The sequence below is a fragment of the Methylomonas aurea genome, assembly GCF_024505045.1.
GTDB classification, from domain to species: Bacteria; Pseudomonadota; Gammaproteobacteria; order Methylococcales; family Methylomonadaceae; genus Methylomonas; species Methylomonas aurea.
This window is the reverse complement of the sequence record NZ_JANIBM010000023.1, coordinates 14,164-31,135: the sequence shown is the minus strand read 5'-3', so window position 1 is coordinate 31,135 and position 16,972 is coordinate 14,164. Positions and strand designations below refer to the sequence as shown.

Sequence of the window (16,972 nt, the reverse complement as noted above, 5' to 3'; positions counted from 1 at the left end):
GCTTGAGGGTCTACGGCATCGTTTAGGCCAGGTTCCGGCTTCAGATGATCACGGCTTGGATGCCGCTGCCCTGAGTTTGGGTAGTGATTGCCGCCATCACCGAAGACATTCGCGACAGGTCGCCGAGCAACTTCAATACCGGTTCCGGCAAGTCGCGCACCAGCATCGGCGTCGCGAAGATTTCCTTCTCCAGCGCTTTTTCCGGCATGCCCAGTACCTCGACTACATCGAAAACCCAGTGGCCCGGTTCGTAAATACCGGCCAACACCGCAGTGATTTGCTCCACTAGTCTTCGGGTTTCCGGATTCAGCGACACCACGTATAGTGTCAAGACCAGTTTGTGGTGGTTGGCGCGGCGTTCTTCATGAATCTTGGCAATTTGCACTACCTGCGCGATATTACGGATTTGCGTGGCCGACAGTGGCTTGCTCGCCAATTCGAATTGCAGGCCTTCGTCGTGGGCGTTCTTCAACTGGTCCATGAATTCCGCGGAGAACGCGGTGACGATATAAACGTTCAGGCTATTGTCAATCGCTTTGAGTCGGCGCAAGGTTTCCACGCCGTCGATACCGGGCATGCGCAGGTCCAGAAAAATCAGATCGGGACGTTCGGTCTGGACCATGGCTATGCCGTCTTCGCCGTTCTCGGCTTCGCGTACGCTGTAACCTTCGTCTTCCAAAATCAGCTTGAACGCGCCGCGTACCGCCGGATCGTCGTCTATCACCAAAATGCTGTTTACCATTGTTCAGGTCCGTTAATTTCAAATATTACTATTAAAAATGGTGAAATTTTAACCGGATGCGGCAACCCAGGCCAATGCCACTTTCCACGGCAATGCTGCCACCGTTGTCCTGCACCAGGCGCCGCGTTACCGATAAGCCCAAGCCGGTACCTTTGCCGGGAGGTTTGGTGGTGAAGAACGGATCGAACATGCGGCTTTGCACTTCGTCGCTGATACCGGGGCCATTGTCGGTTACCGTCAACTCTAGCATTTTTTCCGAGATTGCCGCCGAGATTTCAATGGTAGGCCGCTCGCAGCCCGCCAGCGCATCGCGGGCGTTGATCAGCAGGTTCAGCAATATCTGCTGCAAGCTTTCCGCGCTGCAACCGATGTTAGGCAAGCCCTCGGGCAATTCGGTACGCACCTCCACGCCAGCCTTGCGCAGTTCCGCACCGATCAGCAGTAGGGTCTGTTCCAGGACTTCCGCTAACGAGCAACTACCGATTTGCGCGGTTTGGTTGTGCATGAACACCAGCATGTTGGAGACGATGTTTTTGATCCGTTGAATCTGCTTCATCGCCTGCTGCAAGATTTGTTTTGATTTGGGATCGTCGCTGCGCTCGGCCGCGAATTCGACGAAATTCATCAGCCCCATCAGCGGATTGTTGATTTCGTGGGCCACGCCGCCAACCAAAGTACCTAAGGCGGACAGCTTTTCCATCTGCAGCATGTGTTCCTGGTTTTCCTGCAATTGCTTGTAAGCCTGCCGGGTCTGTTCCAGCAGGCGGGCGTTTTCCAAAGAGATCGCAGCCTGGGCGGTTAGCAATTCCGTCATCAGGATTTTTTCCGGTGTGAATACGCCGTCGGCCAGCCGGTTTTCCAGATAGAGCAGGCCAATCAACTGGGTCTGCTTGACCACAGGCAGACATAAAATCGAACGCAAGCCGTAAGCCACGACCTCCGGCGCGTTTTGAAACTCGCCTTCGCTGCCGGCTTCGCGTAGCACGACTTTTTCCCTGGTTCTATGTACATAATTGACAATGGCCCGGCAGACGCCCTGCGCCTGATTCAGGCTGTATTGGGATTTAGCGAGCGCTCGCCTCTTGCCGGCATGCTGTTCGGCGGCAACGTACAATTCTTCGCTTTGGCCGATCAACAAATAGGCGTGTTGGGCCGCGGAGCTTTCCAACACTACGGCCAGAATTTTTTGCATTAGTTGGGCCAGATCGGTTTCGGCCGACAAGGCCATCGCCGATTTCATCAGATAGTTGATATCCAGGTTCGGCAGCGTGGCTGAGGCGGGCTCCGTTTTGGGAATGCTGCGGGCGCCGGTTTCCGGGCTGACGTAAGGGTGGCGTTCCTGCAAGCGCTTGCCCAACGCATCGGCCCGGCACAGCCGGTAATGGCGGCGGGCTTCGCCGTAGTAAAGCTCGGCGTCGCCCAAATGCTGATTGACCAGCAAATCGGCCAACGATTCGTAGATATGGCCGGCTAACAGGCCATACTGGCATTCCAGAGCCAAAGCAATGGCGTCCAGATATAAATTGCGGGCTTCGCGGTACTGCTGCTGGCATCGCGCGATTTCGGCATGAATCAGGGCCAAATACGGTTTCAGCAACGGCCCCAGCGCAGCCCAGGTTTCCAGTGAGTTCAGCAGCGGCGCGATCTCCCGGTCGATTTCCGGCCAATCCAAATATTCCGGTAGGCGCAAGCGGTTAAGGATGCGGAACACGTACCACATCCGCTTCAACACGTTGTCGGTCAGGCCGTGCAGGTAATGTTCCACTGCGGCCAAGGACTTGGCCGCAGCGCCATGGTCGCCGAGATAATATTGGGCAAAACCCAGCAAGACGAAATAACTGCCGGATGCAGCGACGTAATTGTTTTCGGCCCAATGCCGCAGCGTCGCCTGCATGTCGATTGCCGGCCGTTCCGGTTTCAACGGTGTCACCCAACCGGCCAATACCGCTTCGGCCAGGCCGACCGAAAACGACAATTGGTTTTTGCGGGAAAACTGCAGGCATTCCTCGGCGGCTTCCTCGACCAAGCGCAGATTTTTACCTTGGACTTGCAGATTCCACATTAACGGCCCGTAGGACAGGCCGGCGTTGTACAGGTCGCCGCAGTTTTTGCCGCATTGGATGGCTTTTTGCGCATATTCGACGATTTGCGCCGGATGGCTGCGCGAATGCATGTTGCACCAGACGATGCCGTTCATGCCGCGGGTGGCACCGAACGTATTGGGGTACTTGGCGCACAAGTCGTGCGCCAGATCCTGGTATTTGAAGGCTTGTTCGAAGCGGCCCTGTTCCCCTAGATTCAAGCCCATGATCGAAAACGAATAGATCACCGATTCGTCCATCCCGCCTTCCAGGCAATGCAGCGTCGATTGCGCGGCGGACAAATACAACTGCGGTACCAAGCCGCACATGTACAAATCCGGGATCAGCTCGCTATAAAAAGCCAGCTCGATTTTGCTTTGCCGTTGTTCGGTAAACGGCATATTCAGTATGGTCTGCCAGACGTCGCCGCAGCGGTCGATGCTGGCCATCAATTCCAGCATGCGTTGCCGGGCCTGGTCGGCATCCTCGGGAATGGATTTGCCGAAATAAGCCAAGCCGCGGTTGGCGGTGGCGATGGCTTGCTTGAAGTTGCCGAACGAGGACAGCGAGGTGGTTTGTTCGGCCAGAGCCTCGGCTTTATCGAGGTCGCTGACCGCGCACTCGATCAAACGGTTCAGCAACGCCTCCGAGCTTTCGTAGCGGCCGCACATCAGATGGGTTTTGGCCAGGCGTTGGTATATCCGGAAGGTCAGGGCATAGGCCGCTTCCCAGCTATCTTCCGGTAAATAATCGTGGGCTTTCTGGAAAAATTCGTTGGCAGCTTCGCCGGCCAGGGCATCCAGAGCTTTGTTGCCGGCCTGGAAGTTGATGTCGGCCAGCCAATAAGCCGTCTCTTTGTCGAGTATCTCCGGGCGGCCGCGGTTCAGGTGCGCGGCGATCGTAAACAGGTTATCCAGACACTGTAGATCGCCGCCGACCGCGATGCCTCGCATCAGGCGGTTGCCGATACGCCAGTGAATGCCGGGCCTAGCCGCGGGGTCGACGTGTTGCAGCACGGCTTCCTGCACCCGGTCGTGGACGAACTGCAGATCGGCCTTATTCTCCAGTAGCAGTCCGGAACTCAACACCGGCTTAAGCGCTTCGAACAAAGGTTCGATGCGCAGATCCATGACCAGCGCCAGTTCCTCGACACTGAAACGGTTGCCCATGCAGGCGCAATGCTCCAAGACACGCAGCGTTTCGGCCGGCAGCTTGCGTACCTTGGCGCCGAACAGTTCGACCACGTTGGCCGGCATCCGCGAGTCGCGGATGCGCCGCATGTCCCAGCGCCAGAAGCGGTTGGCGTCGGTGCTGAGCAAGCCTTCGTTATACAGCCAGGCCAGGCTCTCGCTGACGAACAGAGGATTGCCTTCGGTCAGATGGGCGATGAATTCGGCTAGTTTTGCCGTCGCCGCCAACGGCGAGTCCAGGATATAGGCCACCATTTCGTGGCAGTCGGCGTCGCTCAGCGCTTCCAGCCGAATTTCCCGCAACGGGCCGCCTTGCTCGCCGACATTGCGGATCAACTTGGTCAGCGGGTGGGCATTGTCGACCTCGTTATGGCGGTAGGCGCCGATGAAAAATAAGAAAGGATGTTCGCGGTGGTTGGCGAACAGGTTTTGCAGAAAGTCGAAACTGGCGCTGTCGCACCATTGCAAATCGTCGATGAACAACACCAGCGGATTTTCGGCGCTGGCCAGGCAGGCCAGGAAGCGGCCGAATAGGTTATTGAAACGGTGGCGAGCTTCCATCGGCGGCAGATGCGCCGGTTCCGGCTGCGGGCCGATGATGAATTCCAATTCCGGCGCCGCGTCGATGATGACCCCGCCGTTGTGTTCCACCGCCTCCAGGATTTTGTCGCGCCAGTGCCGAAGCTGGGTGTCGCTCTCGGTTAGAAAGGTGCGGATAAGGTTGCGCAGGGCTTGGATCAGCGAACTGTAGGGAATGTTCTTCTGGTACTGGTCGAACTTACCCGACGTGAAATAACCGCGGTTTTTGACTAGCGGTTTTTGCAGTTCCTGGATCAAGCGGGTTTTGCCGATCCCGGATAGCCCGGAAATGAACACCGAACGGAACTCGCCGCGGCCGACCTGTTCGTATTCGCTGCGGATCAAATCGCTTTCGGTTTGGCGGCCGACCATTTTCGAAATGAAAATCACCCGGCGGCTGCGGTCGTGCTGACCGATCGCAAAATCGCCGACCGCGGCGCCGGCGGCGTATTCTTTCTGGCAACGCAGCAAGTCGGCCAACAGGCCGGAAGCGCTTTGGTAGCGTTTTTCCGGCTGCTTCAGCGTCAGTTTGGCGACGATCTCGCTCAGCGGGCGCGGCACGCCGGGGCAGATGTCGTGGACTTTGACCGCCTCCTCGGCCAAGTGGGAATGGATCAATTCCAACGGGTCGTTGGAAAAAAAAGGCAGGCGGCCGGTCAGCAACTCGTAGAACACGATACCCAGCGAATACAGGTCGGTCGAGAAGTCCACCCGGTAATTGATCCGGCCGGATTGCTCCGGTGAGGTATAAGCCAGCGTGTTGCGGACGAACTCCGGGTCGTAGATGAAATGGCTGACGTCGCGAATGTCCAGCGGTGTGATGAAATCGGTCAAACGCAGGTTCAGATTGCCGTTGTGGACCAGAATGTTATTCGGTTTGACGCCACCGTGGGTGATGCCGGCATCGTGTACCGCTTGCAGAATTTCGGCCAGCGCGCAGGCCAGGGCGAAGAAATCGCGGAGCGGCACGGCTTGCCTTAGCGCGGCCCAGTGGTTGAGCGGTTGGCCGTTGAACCAGGGCTGGACGATGAATTGCTCGCCGTCGTCGGATTCCAGCGCCAGCGGTGTGCTGACCCGCGGGTCGTGCAAGACTTTTAGTCGTTCGATTTTTTGCCGCAAATGCCTGGATTGGTCTTCCCAGCTCGACAGCAGTTTCAGGCACTTGATCACTAGCGGGTATTCGGGAACGTGCTTGTGGTAACCCTTGTAAACCGAGGCTTGCAGGCTTTCGCCGAGCTTTTCGGTCAATACGTAGCTTTCCAGATAGGGAGCGCCGGCCAACCGTGCGGTGTGTGCTGATTCGATCATATGCGGATAAAGCTGTAATAAACCGAAACCGGTGACGGATGTTAATGCGATTTTCCGGCTAAAACCAGACCGGGCTTGTTTTATAATCGCGGCCGTTTCTCAATCCAGACAGGAATTCTTATGGCCGCTACTGCTTCCGCGATGTTGCCGCTCGGTACCGTCGCTCCCGACTTTCGTTTGCCCGACACTGTGACCGGTCGCGAGTTGACGTTGCAGGAATTGCGCGGCAAGCGGGCGACGCTGATCATGTTCATCTGCAACCATTGCCCTTATGTTTTGCACGTCAAACAACAGCTGATCGCGATCGCCCGCGAATATGCCGCGGCCGGCGTAGCGACGATTGCCATCAGCGCCAACGACGTCGTCAATTACCCGGAGGATGCGCCCGACAAAATGCAAGCGATGATGGCCGAGTGGGGCAATCCGTTTGCCGCCTACCTGTACGACGAAAGCCAGGCGGTGGCCAAAGCTTATCAGGCGGCATGCACGCCGGACATCTATCTGTTCGATGCCGATCTGGCTTGCGTCTACCGCGGCCGGTTGGATGCGGCGACGCCGAAGAACGCCGAGCTGGTAACCGGTGCCGATTTGCGCAACGCCTTGGACGATCTGCTCGCCGGCCGGCCGGTCAGTGCCGAGCAGATACCGAGCATCGGCTGCAATATCAAATGGAAGGTGGCGGAATAGTGCGGTTGGCGGGCTAATTCGATCTGTCGTCGAATTGCTCGACCATCATATCCAGTTCCTTGCTCAGCTCCGATACGCTACCGCTGGCGGCGCTAGCCAGATTGGCGTGATTGGTGGTCTCGCGCGATAAGGTGCCGATCGCTTCCACGGTGCGGGATATGTCTTCCGCAACGGCATGCTGCTGTTCCGCCGCGCTGGCGATTTGCACGATCATGTCGTTGATCACGCCCACCGAACGCCCGATTTCCTGCAGCAGTTGCGTCGAATTCTTACCTTGCGCCGCGCCGGAGATAGCCAGTTCGCGGACCTTGGCCATCTCCTGCACCGCATTGTCGGCACCGCCGCGTAAGGCCTCGATCATTTTATGGATCTGCTCGGTCGAGTTTTGGGTGCGGCCGGCGAGGGTGCGTACTTCATCGGCCACGACCGCGAAGCCGCGGCCCTGTTCTCCGGCGCGCGCGGCTTCGATCGCGGCATTCAGCGCCAGTAGGTTGGTTTGTTCGGCAATGCCCTGGATTACATCCAATACCCCGCCGATTTGTTTGCTGCGGTCGGCTAGTACCTGGATTACCGCTTCGGCTTGGTCGACGGCGGTAGCCAACCGGTTGATCATCTCGATACTGTCGTTCACCCGGGCCAGAGTGTCCTGGGATTGGCGGTTGGCGTCATTGGTGGCTTGCGCGGCATGGGCGGCGCTACGGGCGACTTCGCTGACCGTTGCGCTCATCTGGTGAATCGCGGCGGCTACCTGTTCGATTTCGCCCATCTGCCGCGCCATGGCCAGATTGACGCTTTTCACGGCGCGGTCGCTGGCTTCGGCTTTTTCGGCTAGCGGTTCGGTGGCTTGGATCAGGCGGCGAATGATGGTTCTGGACTTGGCTTTCAGCAATTTGATCGCCAACAGCAATTGGCCCGCTTCGCCGGCGTCGGCCGTGTAGACTTGTTGCATCAACGGGTTGCGGATGATGTCTCGGGCTTCGCTGGCGGCGGCCTTTAACGGCCGGAGCGCCAACGCGGTCCAGGCGTAGGCCGCTGCCGCCGTGGCGGCGAAGGTTATCGCCGCGATAGCCGGCGAAATCGAGCCGGCCAAGGCCAAGCCGGCGCAGCCGGCCGCTTGGATCGCGGCAAAGCCCAGCGCCAGCTTGGCCGCCAGGCCGACTCCGCTGCCGGCCGCGGGTGTTTTGCCGACGTTTAATTGCCGGTAGATGGCGTCGGCGCGGGCGACGCAACCCGCGTCTGGTTTCACCCGCACCGACTCGTAGCCGACGATGTTGCCGTTGGCGAAGCGCGGCGTCACAAAGGCATCGACCCAATAATGGTCGCCGTTTTTACAGCGGTTCTTAACGATACCCATCCAGGGGCGGCCGCTTTTAATGGTCTGCCATAAGTCGGCGAAAGCCGCCGGCGGCATGTCGGGATGGCGGACGACGTTGTGGCTTTTGCCGACCAGTTCGTCTTGGCCGAAACCGCTGATTTTCAGAAAATCCTGGTTGATGTAGTTGATGACGCCGGCCGGGTCAGTGGCCGAGGTGATGGTGGTTTCCGGGCCGTAAGAGATTTCCCGCTGCGTGACAGGTTGATTGTTTTTCATCGTTATTCTTGTTATTCGGTTCCGGGTGGACAGGATTTTTCACCGGGAGCAGTGGCTGGTGTCGAGCTTACGGCGGCCACGGTCTGCGGCTGAGTTTTAAACCACGGCAGAACAACTCAGAGCTCCGGCTAGGCATTATAGGCCACGGCCCGTAATTGCCAACGCCAATATTTTTACCAGGGCCAAGACATGCACTATGCTTGGTCCGAAATTTTAACCAAAGGGAGGTCCACATGGCACAGCATCAGGCGCAGCCCCTGCATTTCAGCGGTAGCGGCAGCGAGTATTTTCGACTTTGGATCGTCAATGTTTGCTTGAGTATCGCGACGCTCGGAATCTATTCGGCCTGGGCCAAGGTGCGCCGTAACCAGTACTTTTACCGGCACACCCGTTTGGCCGGTGCGGGTTTCGATTACCACGGCGACCCCAAGGCCATCCTGAAAGGTCGGCTGGTTGCCTTTGCCCTGTTCGCTGCCTATACCGCCGCCAGCAGCTTCGCGCCCACGGCGGCGGCGTTCATTTTGATTCTGATCGTGACCTTGGCCCCCTGGTTGTTGGTAAGGTCGTTACGGTTCAGATTGCACAATACCAGCTACCGCGGCTTACGTTTCGCGTTTCGCGGCCGGATCGGGCCGGCTTACCTGGTGTTTTTGTTATGGCCGCTGCTGGCCGGTCTTAGCTTGGGTTTGTTGTGGCCGTTCGCGCAACAGCGCATGGCGGCCTATACCCGCAATAACAGCGCCTACGGTGGCGCCGAGTTTAGGTTCTCCGCGGGTGCCGGCGCTTACTACGGCATTTATCTGATGACGCTGATGTTGGGCGTGGTGTTGTTCGCCGGATTGATGGTGTTGACCAGCGTACTCGGCAGCAACGGCTGGTTCGCAGTGGAAGAGGGCCAGTTAACGGCCATGAGCCTGCTGTTGGCTGCGCTCGGCACGTATCTGGGGCTGTTGCTGTTCGCCTATCCCTACGTCACGGCGCGTTTGCAAAATCTGGTCTGGGGTTCGACGACGTTGGGCGGACACCGTTTCGTTGCCAATCTCAGCGCCTACCAATTGTTGGGCTTGATGCTGAGCAACGTCGTGTTGGTGGTGTTGACCCTGGGCCTATACAAGCCGTTTGCCGATATCCGGCTGGCGCGTTACCGGATCGAACATCTGCAGGTGCTGGTGGAGGGCAGTATGGACGATTTCGTCGCCGGACTGCAGGCCGGCGCCTCGGCGGCCGGCGACGAAATGGCCGAAATGTTCGATTTCGATATCGCCTTGTAAATGCGGTTGGCGGCGGTTTACTACGATGGCCGCAACGCCAAGGCCCATCCGGTCACGTTGTGCTTGGAGGGCGATAAGCTGTTGCTGCAAGGTAAGGAAATCGTCCGCCGCGATGCGATATCCGCGCTTGAGATTCAACCGCCGCTCGGCAGCACGCCGCGGGTGGTTTTGTTCGCCGACGGTGCCCGCTGCGAGGTAGCCGACAACCGCGGTTTCGCCGAGTTGTTCCCGGGCGCCGACAGCCGGGTGGCAGTGTTGGAGAATAGTTGGCGCTGGTCGGGATTGGCCTTGTTATTGGTACTGGCGCTGGCCGGAGCCGGCTATCTTTGGGGGTTGCCCTACGCCGCACAAAGGCTGGCACAACGCATTCCGGCCGAACTTGCCGCGAGCCTGGACCGCGAAGTTTTGGCGGACCTGGACGGTAAAGTATTTCAGACCAGCCGGCTAAGCCCGGATCGGCGGCGCGGACTCGAAGCCAGAGTCGCGGAGTTGGTGTTACCCGATCCGGCGGGTCGGCCCGGCGCAATCGAGTTTCGGTTCAGTGCCGAGTTGGGTCCTAATGCCTTCGCGTTGCCGGGCGGTACCGTGGTGGTATTGGACGCGCTGGTCGAATTGGCGGAAGACGACCAGGAAATCGTTGCGGTTTTGCTGCACGAGATGGGCCATGTTGCCGGGCGTCATGCTTTGCGCCAGATGTTGCAGGCTTCGGCGGTCGGGCTGGCGATGGCCTGGTATATCGGCGATTTCAGCAATATGCTGGCTGCGGCGCCGGCCTTGATGCTGGAAGCGCGCTATTCGCGCGATTTCGAACGCGATGCCGACCGTTTTGCCGCCGAAGCGCTGCAGGCCAATGCGATTCCGCCCGGCCGCCTGGCGGATATGCTGCTGAAACTGGAAACCGCCCGGCAACGCGGCCTAGACGCAAAACTCGGCGCCGGTTCGGATTACCTGTCCAGCCACCCGACCAGCGAAGAACGTATCCAACGCCTGCGCAGCCAATGAGTCTGGTGCAGGCCCATTCACCCGATCAGGAGAGCGGATCGTGAAACCGTTAATTTGCTTATTGCTGGTGGCCTTGTTAGCCGCTGGCTGTGCCCAGACCGTGCCGCCTCGAGCCGGGGAAGCCGGCGCTAGAGTGCATCATGTCGCCGTCGTTTGGTTGAAGCAGTCCGGCAACGAGCAATTGCGCCAGCAATACATTGCGGCCAGCCGGCCTTTGGCCCGACTGCCGGGAGTGGTCGCTTACGACGCCGGCACCCCGGCCGCAGTCAGCCGTAGCCGGCCCAACGCTGCGCTGGACGACAGCTACGATGTCGCAGTTTCCGCCGTGTTCGAAAGCCGGCAGGCTTACGAGCAATTTCTGAAAGATCCGGAATATCTGCGGCTTGCCCAGCAGGTTCTGCGGCCCTTGGTGGAAAAATACAAACTCTACGAATTTACCGAGCCGGAAGGACCTTGAGCGTTCAGGATTGCCGCTTCTGGCCGGTCGATGGCGGAATCCCAAGTTCCGGCGAGCCGCCGCAAAACCCGTTCACGTCCACCCATAGATGCGGCAGTTGTAGGTCGGCCAACCAAGCGGGGCCGTCGCCTTCTTTCAGCATCGCAATCGTCGATGCGCTGCCGGCCACGACGCAGAATTCTGCGAACACGGTGACCGCGGCCAGATGTCTGACCGGCCAGCCGGTGCGCGGATTCAGGACGTGGCCGTAACGCGCGCCGTTCAGGGTTATGCAGCGCTCGTAATCGCCGCTGCTGGCAACCGCACCCGCTGTCAGCGCCAAGGTATCTAATAAACTGCCGGGGTGGTGGGGGTGGCGGATCCCAATCTGCCAGGGGCTGCCGTCGGCACGGGGGCCGACCACTTTGATATCGCCGCCCAGATTGACCAGGCCGTGGCGGATACCATGGGCGATACACAATGCCGCGGCCCGATCAACGGCGTATTCCTTGACTACACCGCCGAAGTCGATTTCCATGCCTGGCACGGTGAAGGTCAGCCACGGACGTTGCCAGCTCAATTTGTGCCAGCCGACGCACTGCAACAATTCGTCGAGCAAGGATTGCTCCGGCAATTGGCCGGAATCGAATTTCCAGGCCCGGCGCAGGATACCGGAGGTGATGTCGAACAGGCCGTCGCTTTGCGCGTAGCAAGTTGCGGCGTAATCCAGCAGGCCGGCGGTTTCCTCGTCGACTTCGATCGCAGCGCCGACGGCTGCCGCGCGATTGATTTCGGATAAAAAACTATCGTTGCGGTAACGCGAATAACGCGCTTCCAAGCGCTGAACGTCGGCGATGGCCGCATCGGCGGCGGCCATCGCTGCGGCTTTGCCGGCCGCGAACAACTGGATTTCGCACGGCGTCCCCATGGCGTTGAATTCGCGGCGAAAATAGCGCAATAGCGGTTTTTTCATGGGCAGCGCCCTGGGCCGGCAACGGTAATGTTGAATCAAGCGGGGGCGGAACGGTTATCGGATTTGTAATCCGGAGGGACGTCCGCCCGCCAATGGATTTTCGAACGGCAGCTGATAAGGCCATGCATCGGCTGGCGGCCGATGGCCAAAGCGGCGGGATGGCGACGTCCGGCAGATTATTTTTTTAACGCCGATGCGGCCGCCGCGCGGCGGGTGATTTCGGTCCAATCGCCGGCGTCGACTAGTTCGGCCGGTGCCATCCAGGAGCCGCCGACGCAGGCGACGTTACTAAGAGCCAGATATTCAGGTGCGTTTTTCGGATTGACACCGCCGGTCGGGCAGAACGTGACTTGCGGCAGCGGTCCGCCTATCGACTTCAGCATCGGAATGCCGCCGGCGGCTTCGGCGGGGAAAAACTTCATCGCGGTAATGCCTTTATCCAACAAACGCATGACTTCGCTTGGCGTAATCACTCCAGGCAGTAGAGGCACGCTGGTTTCCAGTGCTGCGTCCAGTAAATTATCGGTCACGCCGGGGCTGACGATGAATTGAGCACCGGCCTCGATCGCGTGGTGCAGGGTCTGCACGTTGATGATGGTACCGGCCCCGACGATCGCTCCCGGCACTTCGGCTTTGATCTGGCGGATCGCGTCTAGCGCCACTGGGGTGCGCAAGGTGATTTCCAGTACCTTCAAGCCGCCTTCGACCAGGGCTTTAGCCAGTGGCACGGCGTTTTCCAGTTTATTGATGACCATCACCGGCATTACCGGCGAGGTGGTCATGACTTCTTTGATTGATACGCTCATTGCTTTATCCAGATTTGGCAGGTCGGGTTAGCGTAGCCTAACCCACCCGCGGTTAATTGTCGGGCCACGCTACGCCAACCCAACTCGTGTTTATCAGATGACAATCTTTCCGATTCCGGCGATTACGCCGTATATGTCGTCGACGCAGTCTTGCCGCCGCGGCCGGTCCAGTCGGTATGAAAGAATTCGCCTCTGGGCCGGTCGATGCGCTCGTAAGAATGGGCGCCGAAATAGTCGCGCTGCGCTTGCAGTAGGTTGGCCGGCAAACGTTCGGTGCGGTAACCGTCGTAGTAGGCCAGTGCCGACGAAAACGCCGGCGTCGGAATGCCCAATTCGATGCCCATCACCACCGCTTGACGCCAGCCGGCCTCGGCTTGCTGCATCGCGTCGACGAAGAAATCGGCCAGCAGCAAATTTTCCAGTTCGGGGTTGCGTTGGTAAGCCTGCTTGATATTGTTCAAGAATTGGCTGCGAATGATGCAACCGCCGCGCCACATCAAGGCGATATCGCCGTAATTGAGCGCCAGTTTGTATTCGTGGGCGGCTTCGCGCATCAGGCGGAAGCCTTGGGCATAAGAAATGATCTTCGACGCGTACAACGCCTGGCGTATGGCCTGGACCATGGCTTGGCGGTCGCCGCTGAAGCTTTTACGTTGCTTAGGCAGTATTTTGGCGGCTCTGACGCGCTCGTCTTTTTGCGCGGACAGGCAACGGGCAAACACCGATTCGCCGATTAAGGTCAGCGGGATACCCAAATCCAGCGCATTGATGCCGGTCCATTTGCCGGTGCCTTTTTGGCCGGCGGTATCAAGAATCTTATCCAGCAGCGGCTCGCCGTTTTCGTCTTTGTAGGCCAGGATGTTGGCGGTGATCTCGATCAGGTAAGAACTCAACTCGCCCCGGTTCCAGTCGGCGAAGATCGCCTGCATTTCGTCGGTACTCAAGCCCAGGCCTTCGGACAACAATTGGTAGGCCTCGCAAATCAACTGCATGTCGCCGTACTCGATGCCGTTATGCACCATTTTCACGTAGTGGCCGGCGCCGTTATCGCCGACCCACTCGCAACACGGTTCGTTATCGACGTGGGCGCTGATCGCCTGAAAAATGGGCTTGACGGCCGCCCATGCGGCTTTATTGCCGCCCGGCATGATCGAAGGGCCGTGGCGGGCGCCTTCCTCGCCGCCGGATACGCCGGTGCCGACATAGAGCAAACCCTTGTCGGCCAGGTATTGGGTACGGCGGTTGGTGTCGGTGAACAATGAGTTGCCGCCGTCGATGATGATGTCGCCAGGCGCGAGCAGCGGCAGCAAATCTTCGATGTATTGGTCGACGACGCTGCCGGCCTTGACCATCAGCATCACCTTGCGCGGCGACGCCAGACTTTCCACCAGTTCAGCCAGCGAGCGGGTGCCAATGACCTGGGTGCCCTGGGCCGGACCTTCCAGGAACTCGTCGACTTTGCTGGTGGTGCGGTTGTACACCGCTACCTTGAAGCCGTGGTCGTTCATGTTCAGGACCAGATTCTGGCCCATCACTGCCAATCCGATTAAACCGATATCTGCTTTCATGTTCACCTGCCGCTAAAAGTTGCCCATATTTGAAATTCGATTCAACTTAGCTCGAACACTGCCGCGGCCAAATCGGTTAAACGCTGGTTTTGTCAATCGACAAAGAACAAATTGGTGGCACCGGTTTCAGCGGATGAGGCCTGTGCCCGCATCGCGCCAAACAATTCCCGGCCCATGCCGTAGTGATGGCCGGTGGCGTGGTTCGGCTCGGCCTCGCGGGCCTCGAACTCGGCCGGGTCGACTTGGACGTTGACTTCGCCGGTCTGGGTGTTGAGCACGATGATGTCGCCGTCGCGCACCTTGGCCAGCGGGCCGCCGTCGATGCATTCCGGCCACATGTGGATGGCCGAAGGGACTTTACCGGACGCGCCGGACATGCGGCCGTCGGTGACCAGGCCGACGTGGAAGCCGCGGTCCTGCAACACGCCCAGCACCGGCGTCAGTTTATGCAGCTCCGGCATGCCGTTGGCTTTCGGGCCTTGAAAACGCAACACCACGATCACATCTTTTTCCAATTCGCCGCGTTTGAAGGCGGCGACCACGTCGAGTTGGTCGTCGAAGACCATCGCCGGCGCCGTCACCACCTGGTGTTTTTCGGCAACGGCGGAAATTTTCGAGACGCCGCGTCCCAGGTTGCCGTGCATGACGTGCAAGCCGCCGCCGGCTGCGAACGGTTGGGCGACGCTGCTGATTACTTCCGGATCCAGGGATTGGGCCGGCCCCTCTTGCCAGTGCAGTTGGCCTGCGCCATCGAGAACGGGAACCTGGCTGTACTGAGCCATGCCGCGCTGGTCGCCGATGGTCAGAATGTCGCCGTGCAACAGGCCGTTCTCCAGCAGTTCCTTGATCAGCAAGCCCATGCCGCCGGCATTGTGGAATTGGTTGACGTCTGCCGGGCCGTTCGGGTAAATCTTGGTCAGCAGCGGAATGATTTTCGACAGTTTGTCGAAGTCGTCCCAATTGATGATGATGCCGGCCGCGCGAGCGATGGCGATCAAATGGATGGTATGGTTGGTCGAGCCGCCGGTCGCCAACAGGCCAATGATGGCATTGACGATAGCTTTTTCGTTGACGACGTGGGCGATCGGCCGGAAGTCGTCGCCGAGCGCGGTAAATTTCAACACCTGCTTCGCAGCCGCCTTGGTCAACTCGTCGCGCAACGGCGTATAAGGATTGACGAACGACGCGCCGGGCAGATGCAGGCCCATGATTTCGACCATCATTTGGTTGCTGTTGGCCGTGCCGTAGAAGGTGCAGGTGCCGGGGCCGTGGTAGGATTTGGATTCGGATTCCAGCAATTCTTTTTCGCCGATTTTGCCCTCGGCATATTTTTGGCGGGCGCGCGATTTTTCCTTGTTGGACAGGCCGCTGGTCATCGGGCCGGCCGGCACGAACACGGCCGGCAAATGGCCGAAACTCAACGCACCGATCAACAAGCCCGGCACGATCTTGTCGCAGACGCCCAAGTACAACGCGGCGTCGAACATGTTATGGCTGAGGCCGATGGCGGTGGACAGCGCGATCACGTCGCGGCTGAATAACGACAACTCCATGCCGGGCATGCCTTGAGTGACGCCGTCGCACATGGCCGGCACGCCGCCGGCAAACTGGGCCACGCCGCCGGCCTCGCGCACGGCTTGTTTGATCAATGCCGGGTAATCCTTGTAGGGCTCGTGGGCTGACAACATGTCGTTGTAGGCGGAAATGATGCCGACATTGGCTTTGGGGCCATGGGCCAGCTCTTCTTTTTCCGCGGCCGAACACACCGCAAAACCGTGGGCCAGATTGGCGCAGGGAAGTTTTGCACGATGCGGGCCCTTTTCCACGGCGGCCTCGATCCGGGCCAGGTAAGCGGCACGGCTTTCCTTACTGCGTTTGACCACGTCGGCGGTGACTTTTTCTAAAATGGGGTGCATAGACTCTCCTGGCTGTAATTACGCCGATTTGGTTGCGACGCGCGGCTCACTTGGGTTCGAGAATACTCGGGTCATGCGCGTCTAACCCGTGCTGATGGATGTAGGGTGCTCAAGGGGCCCAATACAATTCGACCGGCGCTTGCTCCTGGTTCAATAGCGCGCGGATCGGCATGTCTTCGACCGGGCCGGGCTGCTGGGCTTTGCCGAATACGGTCAGTTTGTCCTCGCCGGTGAACAGGATAATGATACGCTCGGATTTCAGCAGTCCGTTGCGGGTCAATGTCAGGCGTTCGGTGTTCGGGCCGGTAACTTCGCTCTGTACGGCGTTGATTGCCGCGGTCAGTTGCTTGTTGTCTTCGCTCAGCGCTTCGGCCAGACCGGGGGCGTGTGGAAACAACGATGCGGTATGGCCGTCGATGCCCATACCGACGATGCTCAAAGTAAACGGTTGCGGCAAGGCCTGATAACGGCTTTCGGTTTCGGCTTGGCCAGCCGCGGCGGTCGCGGCGGCGGTTTTCATGCCGACGAATTCGACGTTTCTGGCGTTGTTGATCAACAGGCTGCGGCGGATCAGGGCTTCGTTGCTGGCGCTATGGCTGCCGTCCACCCAGCGTTCGTCCACCAAAGCGACTTTGATTTTTTTCCAGTTCAAGTCGGATTTGGACAGCGCTTCGTATAGCGGTGCCGGCGTGGTGCCGCCCGAAACCAGCAGCACGGCATGGCCGTGTTTGCTGATCGCTTCGGACAAGACGTCGTGGCATTCCGCCACCAACGCGGTGAACAAGTGGTTTCGCTGTTCGAAAAAAAATTCTCTAACCATGA

General features: G+C 59.1%; 12 protein-coding genes. 4 read left to right on the top strand and 8 right to left on the bottom strand.

The genetic code is table 11. The features are described from left to right. Positions 1-40: 40 nt before the first annotated feature. Positions 41-742, bottom strand: coding sequence for a response regulator (locus NP603_RS15065; RefSeq protein ID WP_256611749.1), 702 nt, complete (start codon positions 740-742; stop codon positions 41-43). Between the two features lie 31 nt (positions 743-773). After that, positions 774-5,900, bottom strand: coding sequence for a trifunctional serine/threonine-protein kinase/ATP-binding protein/sensor histidine kinase (locus NP603_RS15060; RefSeq protein WP_256611748.1), 5,127 nt, complete (start codon positions 5,898-5,900; stop codon positions 774-776). 120 nt (positions 5,901-6,020) lie between these two features. Between NP603_RS15060 and NP603_RS15055 the strand changes: the two genes are divergently transcribed. After that, complete coding sequence (locus NP603_RS15055; RefSeq protein ID WP_256611747.1) at positions 6,021-6,587, top strand: thioredoxin family protein; 567 nt, start codon at positions 6,021-6,023, stop codon at positions 6,585-6,587. Between the two features lie 13 nt (positions 6,588-6,600). Here NP603_RS15055 and NP603_RS15050 read toward each other — a convergent pair whose 3' ends face one another. Next, entirely contained in the window at positions 6,601-8,178 is a 1,578-nt protein-coding gene (locus NP603_RS15050) for a methyl-accepting chemotaxis protein (RefSeq protein WP_256611746.1), read from the bottom strand. Between the two features lie 233 nt (positions 8,179-8,411). Between NP603_RS15050 and NP603_RS15045 the strand changes: the two genes are divergently transcribed. Genes NP603_RS15045 through NP603_RS15035 form a run of 3 tightly spaced genes read left to right on the top strand, consistent with a single transcriptional unit; the run spans position 8,412 to position 10,908 of the window. Further along, positions 8,412-9,449 (top strand): YjgN family protein, encoded by a 1,038-nt coding sequence (locus NP603_RS15045; protein ID WP_256611745.1) that lies wholly within the window; start codon positions 8,412-8,414, stop codon positions 9,447-9,449. Then, on the top strand, positions 9,450-10,451 hold the full coding sequence (locus NP603_RS15040) for a M48 family metallopeptidase (RefSeq protein WP_256611744.1): 1,002 nt from the start codon (positions 9,450-9,452) through the stop codon (positions 10,449-10,451). A 40-nt stretch (positions 10,452-10,491) separates the two neighbouring features. Further along, complete coding sequence (locus tag NP603_RS15035; RefSeq protein ID WP_256611743.1) at positions 10,492-10,908, top strand: Dabb family protein; 417 nt, start codon at positions 10,492-10,494, stop codon at positions 10,906-10,908. A 4-nt stretch (positions 10,909-10,912) separates the two neighbouring features. Here the strand turns inward: NP603_RS15035 and NP603_RS15030 are convergent, their stop codons facing one another. The 5 genes from NP603_RS15030 to pgl form a co-directional block, all read right to left on the bottom strand. Beyond that, positions 10,913-11,860: an FAD:protein FMN transferase gene (locus NP603_RS15030; RefSeq protein ID WP_256611742.1), complete on the bottom strand. Its 948-nt coding sequence runs from the start codon at positions 11,858-11,860 to the stop codon at positions 10,913-10,915. A gap of 176 nt (positions 11,861-12,036) precedes the next feature. Beyond that, the gene (locus tag NP603_RS15025) at positions 12,037-12,666 is read right to left on the bottom strand and encodes a bifunctional 4-hydroxy-2-oxoglutarate aldolase/2-dehydro-3-deoxy-phosphogluconate aldolase (RefSeq protein ID WP_256611741.1); all 630 of its coding nucleotides are present in this window, start codon (positions 12,664-12,666) and stop codon (positions 12,037-12,039) included. A gap of 122 nt (positions 12,667-12,788) precedes the next feature. Next, positions 12,789-14,234 carry a decarboxylating NADP(+)-dependent phosphogluconate dehydrogenase gene (gene gnd, locus NP603_RS15020; RefSeq protein ID WP_256611740.1) on the bottom strand — a complete coding sequence of 482 codons (1,446 nt, stop codon included), beginning with the start codon at positions 14,232-14,234 and terminating at the stop codon, positions 12,789-12,791. Between the two features lie 92 nt (positions 14,235-14,326). Beyond that, the gene (edd, locus tag NP603_RS15015) at positions 14,327-16,150 is read right to left on the bottom strand and encodes a phosphogluconate dehydratase (protein ID WP_256611738.1); all 1,824 of its coding nucleotides are present in this window, start codon (positions 16,148-16,150) and stop codon (positions 14,327-14,329) included. Positions 16,151-16,259: 109 nt separating this feature from the next. After that, positions 16,260-16,970, bottom strand: a complete 711-nt coding sequence (pgl, locus tag NP603_RS15010) for a 6-phosphogluconolactonase (RefSeq protein WP_256611737.1) — start codon at positions 16,968-16,970, stop codon at positions 16,260-16,262. Between the last annotated feature and the right edge of the window lie 2 nt (positions 16,971-16,972).

What these genes read in the sequence shown, in the direction of transcription:
- NP603_RS15065 (WP_256611749.1), bottom strand. Translation starts at nt 742, where the DNA reads ATGGTAAACAGCATTTTGGTGATAGACGACGATCCGGCGGTACGCGGC.
- NP603_RS15060 (WP_256611748.1), bottom strand. Translation starts at nt 5,900, where the DNA reads ATGATCGAATCAGCACACACCGCACGGTTGGCCGGCGCTCCCTATCTG.
- NP603_RS15055 (WP_256611747.1), top strand. Translation starts at nt 6,021, where the DNA reads ATGGCCGCTACTGCTTCCGCGATGTTGCCGCTCGGTACCGTCGCTCCC.
- NP603_RS15050 (WP_256611746.1), bottom strand. Translation starts at nt 8,178, where the DNA reads ATGAAAAACAATCAACCTGTCACGCAGCGGGAAATCTCTTACGGCCCG.
- NP603_RS15045 (WP_256611745.1), top strand. Translation starts at nt 8,412, where the DNA reads ATGGCACAGCATCAGGCGCAGCCCCTGCATTTCAGCGGTAGCGGCAGC.
- NP603_RS15040 (WP_256611744.1), top strand. Translation starts at nt 9,450, where the DNA reads ATGCGGTTGGCGGCGGTTTACTACGATGGCCGCAACGCCAAGGCCCAT.
- NP603_RS15030 (WP_256611742.1), bottom strand. Translation starts at nt 11,860, where the DNA reads ATGAAAAAACCGCTATTGCGCTATTTTCGCCGCGAATTCAACGCCATG.
- NP603_RS15025 (WP_256611741.1), bottom strand. Translation starts at nt 12,666, where the DNA reads ATGAGCGTATCAATCAAAGAAGTCATGACCACCTCGCCGGTAATGCCG.
- gnd (WP_256611740.1), bottom strand. Translation starts at nt 14,234, where the DNA reads ATGAAAGCAGATATCGGTTTAATCGGATTGGCAGTGATGGGCCAGAAT.
- edd (WP_256611738.1), bottom strand. Translation starts at nt 16,150, where the DNA reads ATGCACCCCATTTTAGAAAAAGTCACCGCCGACGTGGTCAAACGCAGT.
- pgl (WP_256611737.1), bottom strand. Translation starts at nt 16,970, where the DNA reads ATGGTTAGAGAATTTTTTTTCGAACAGCGAAACCACTTGTTCACCGCG.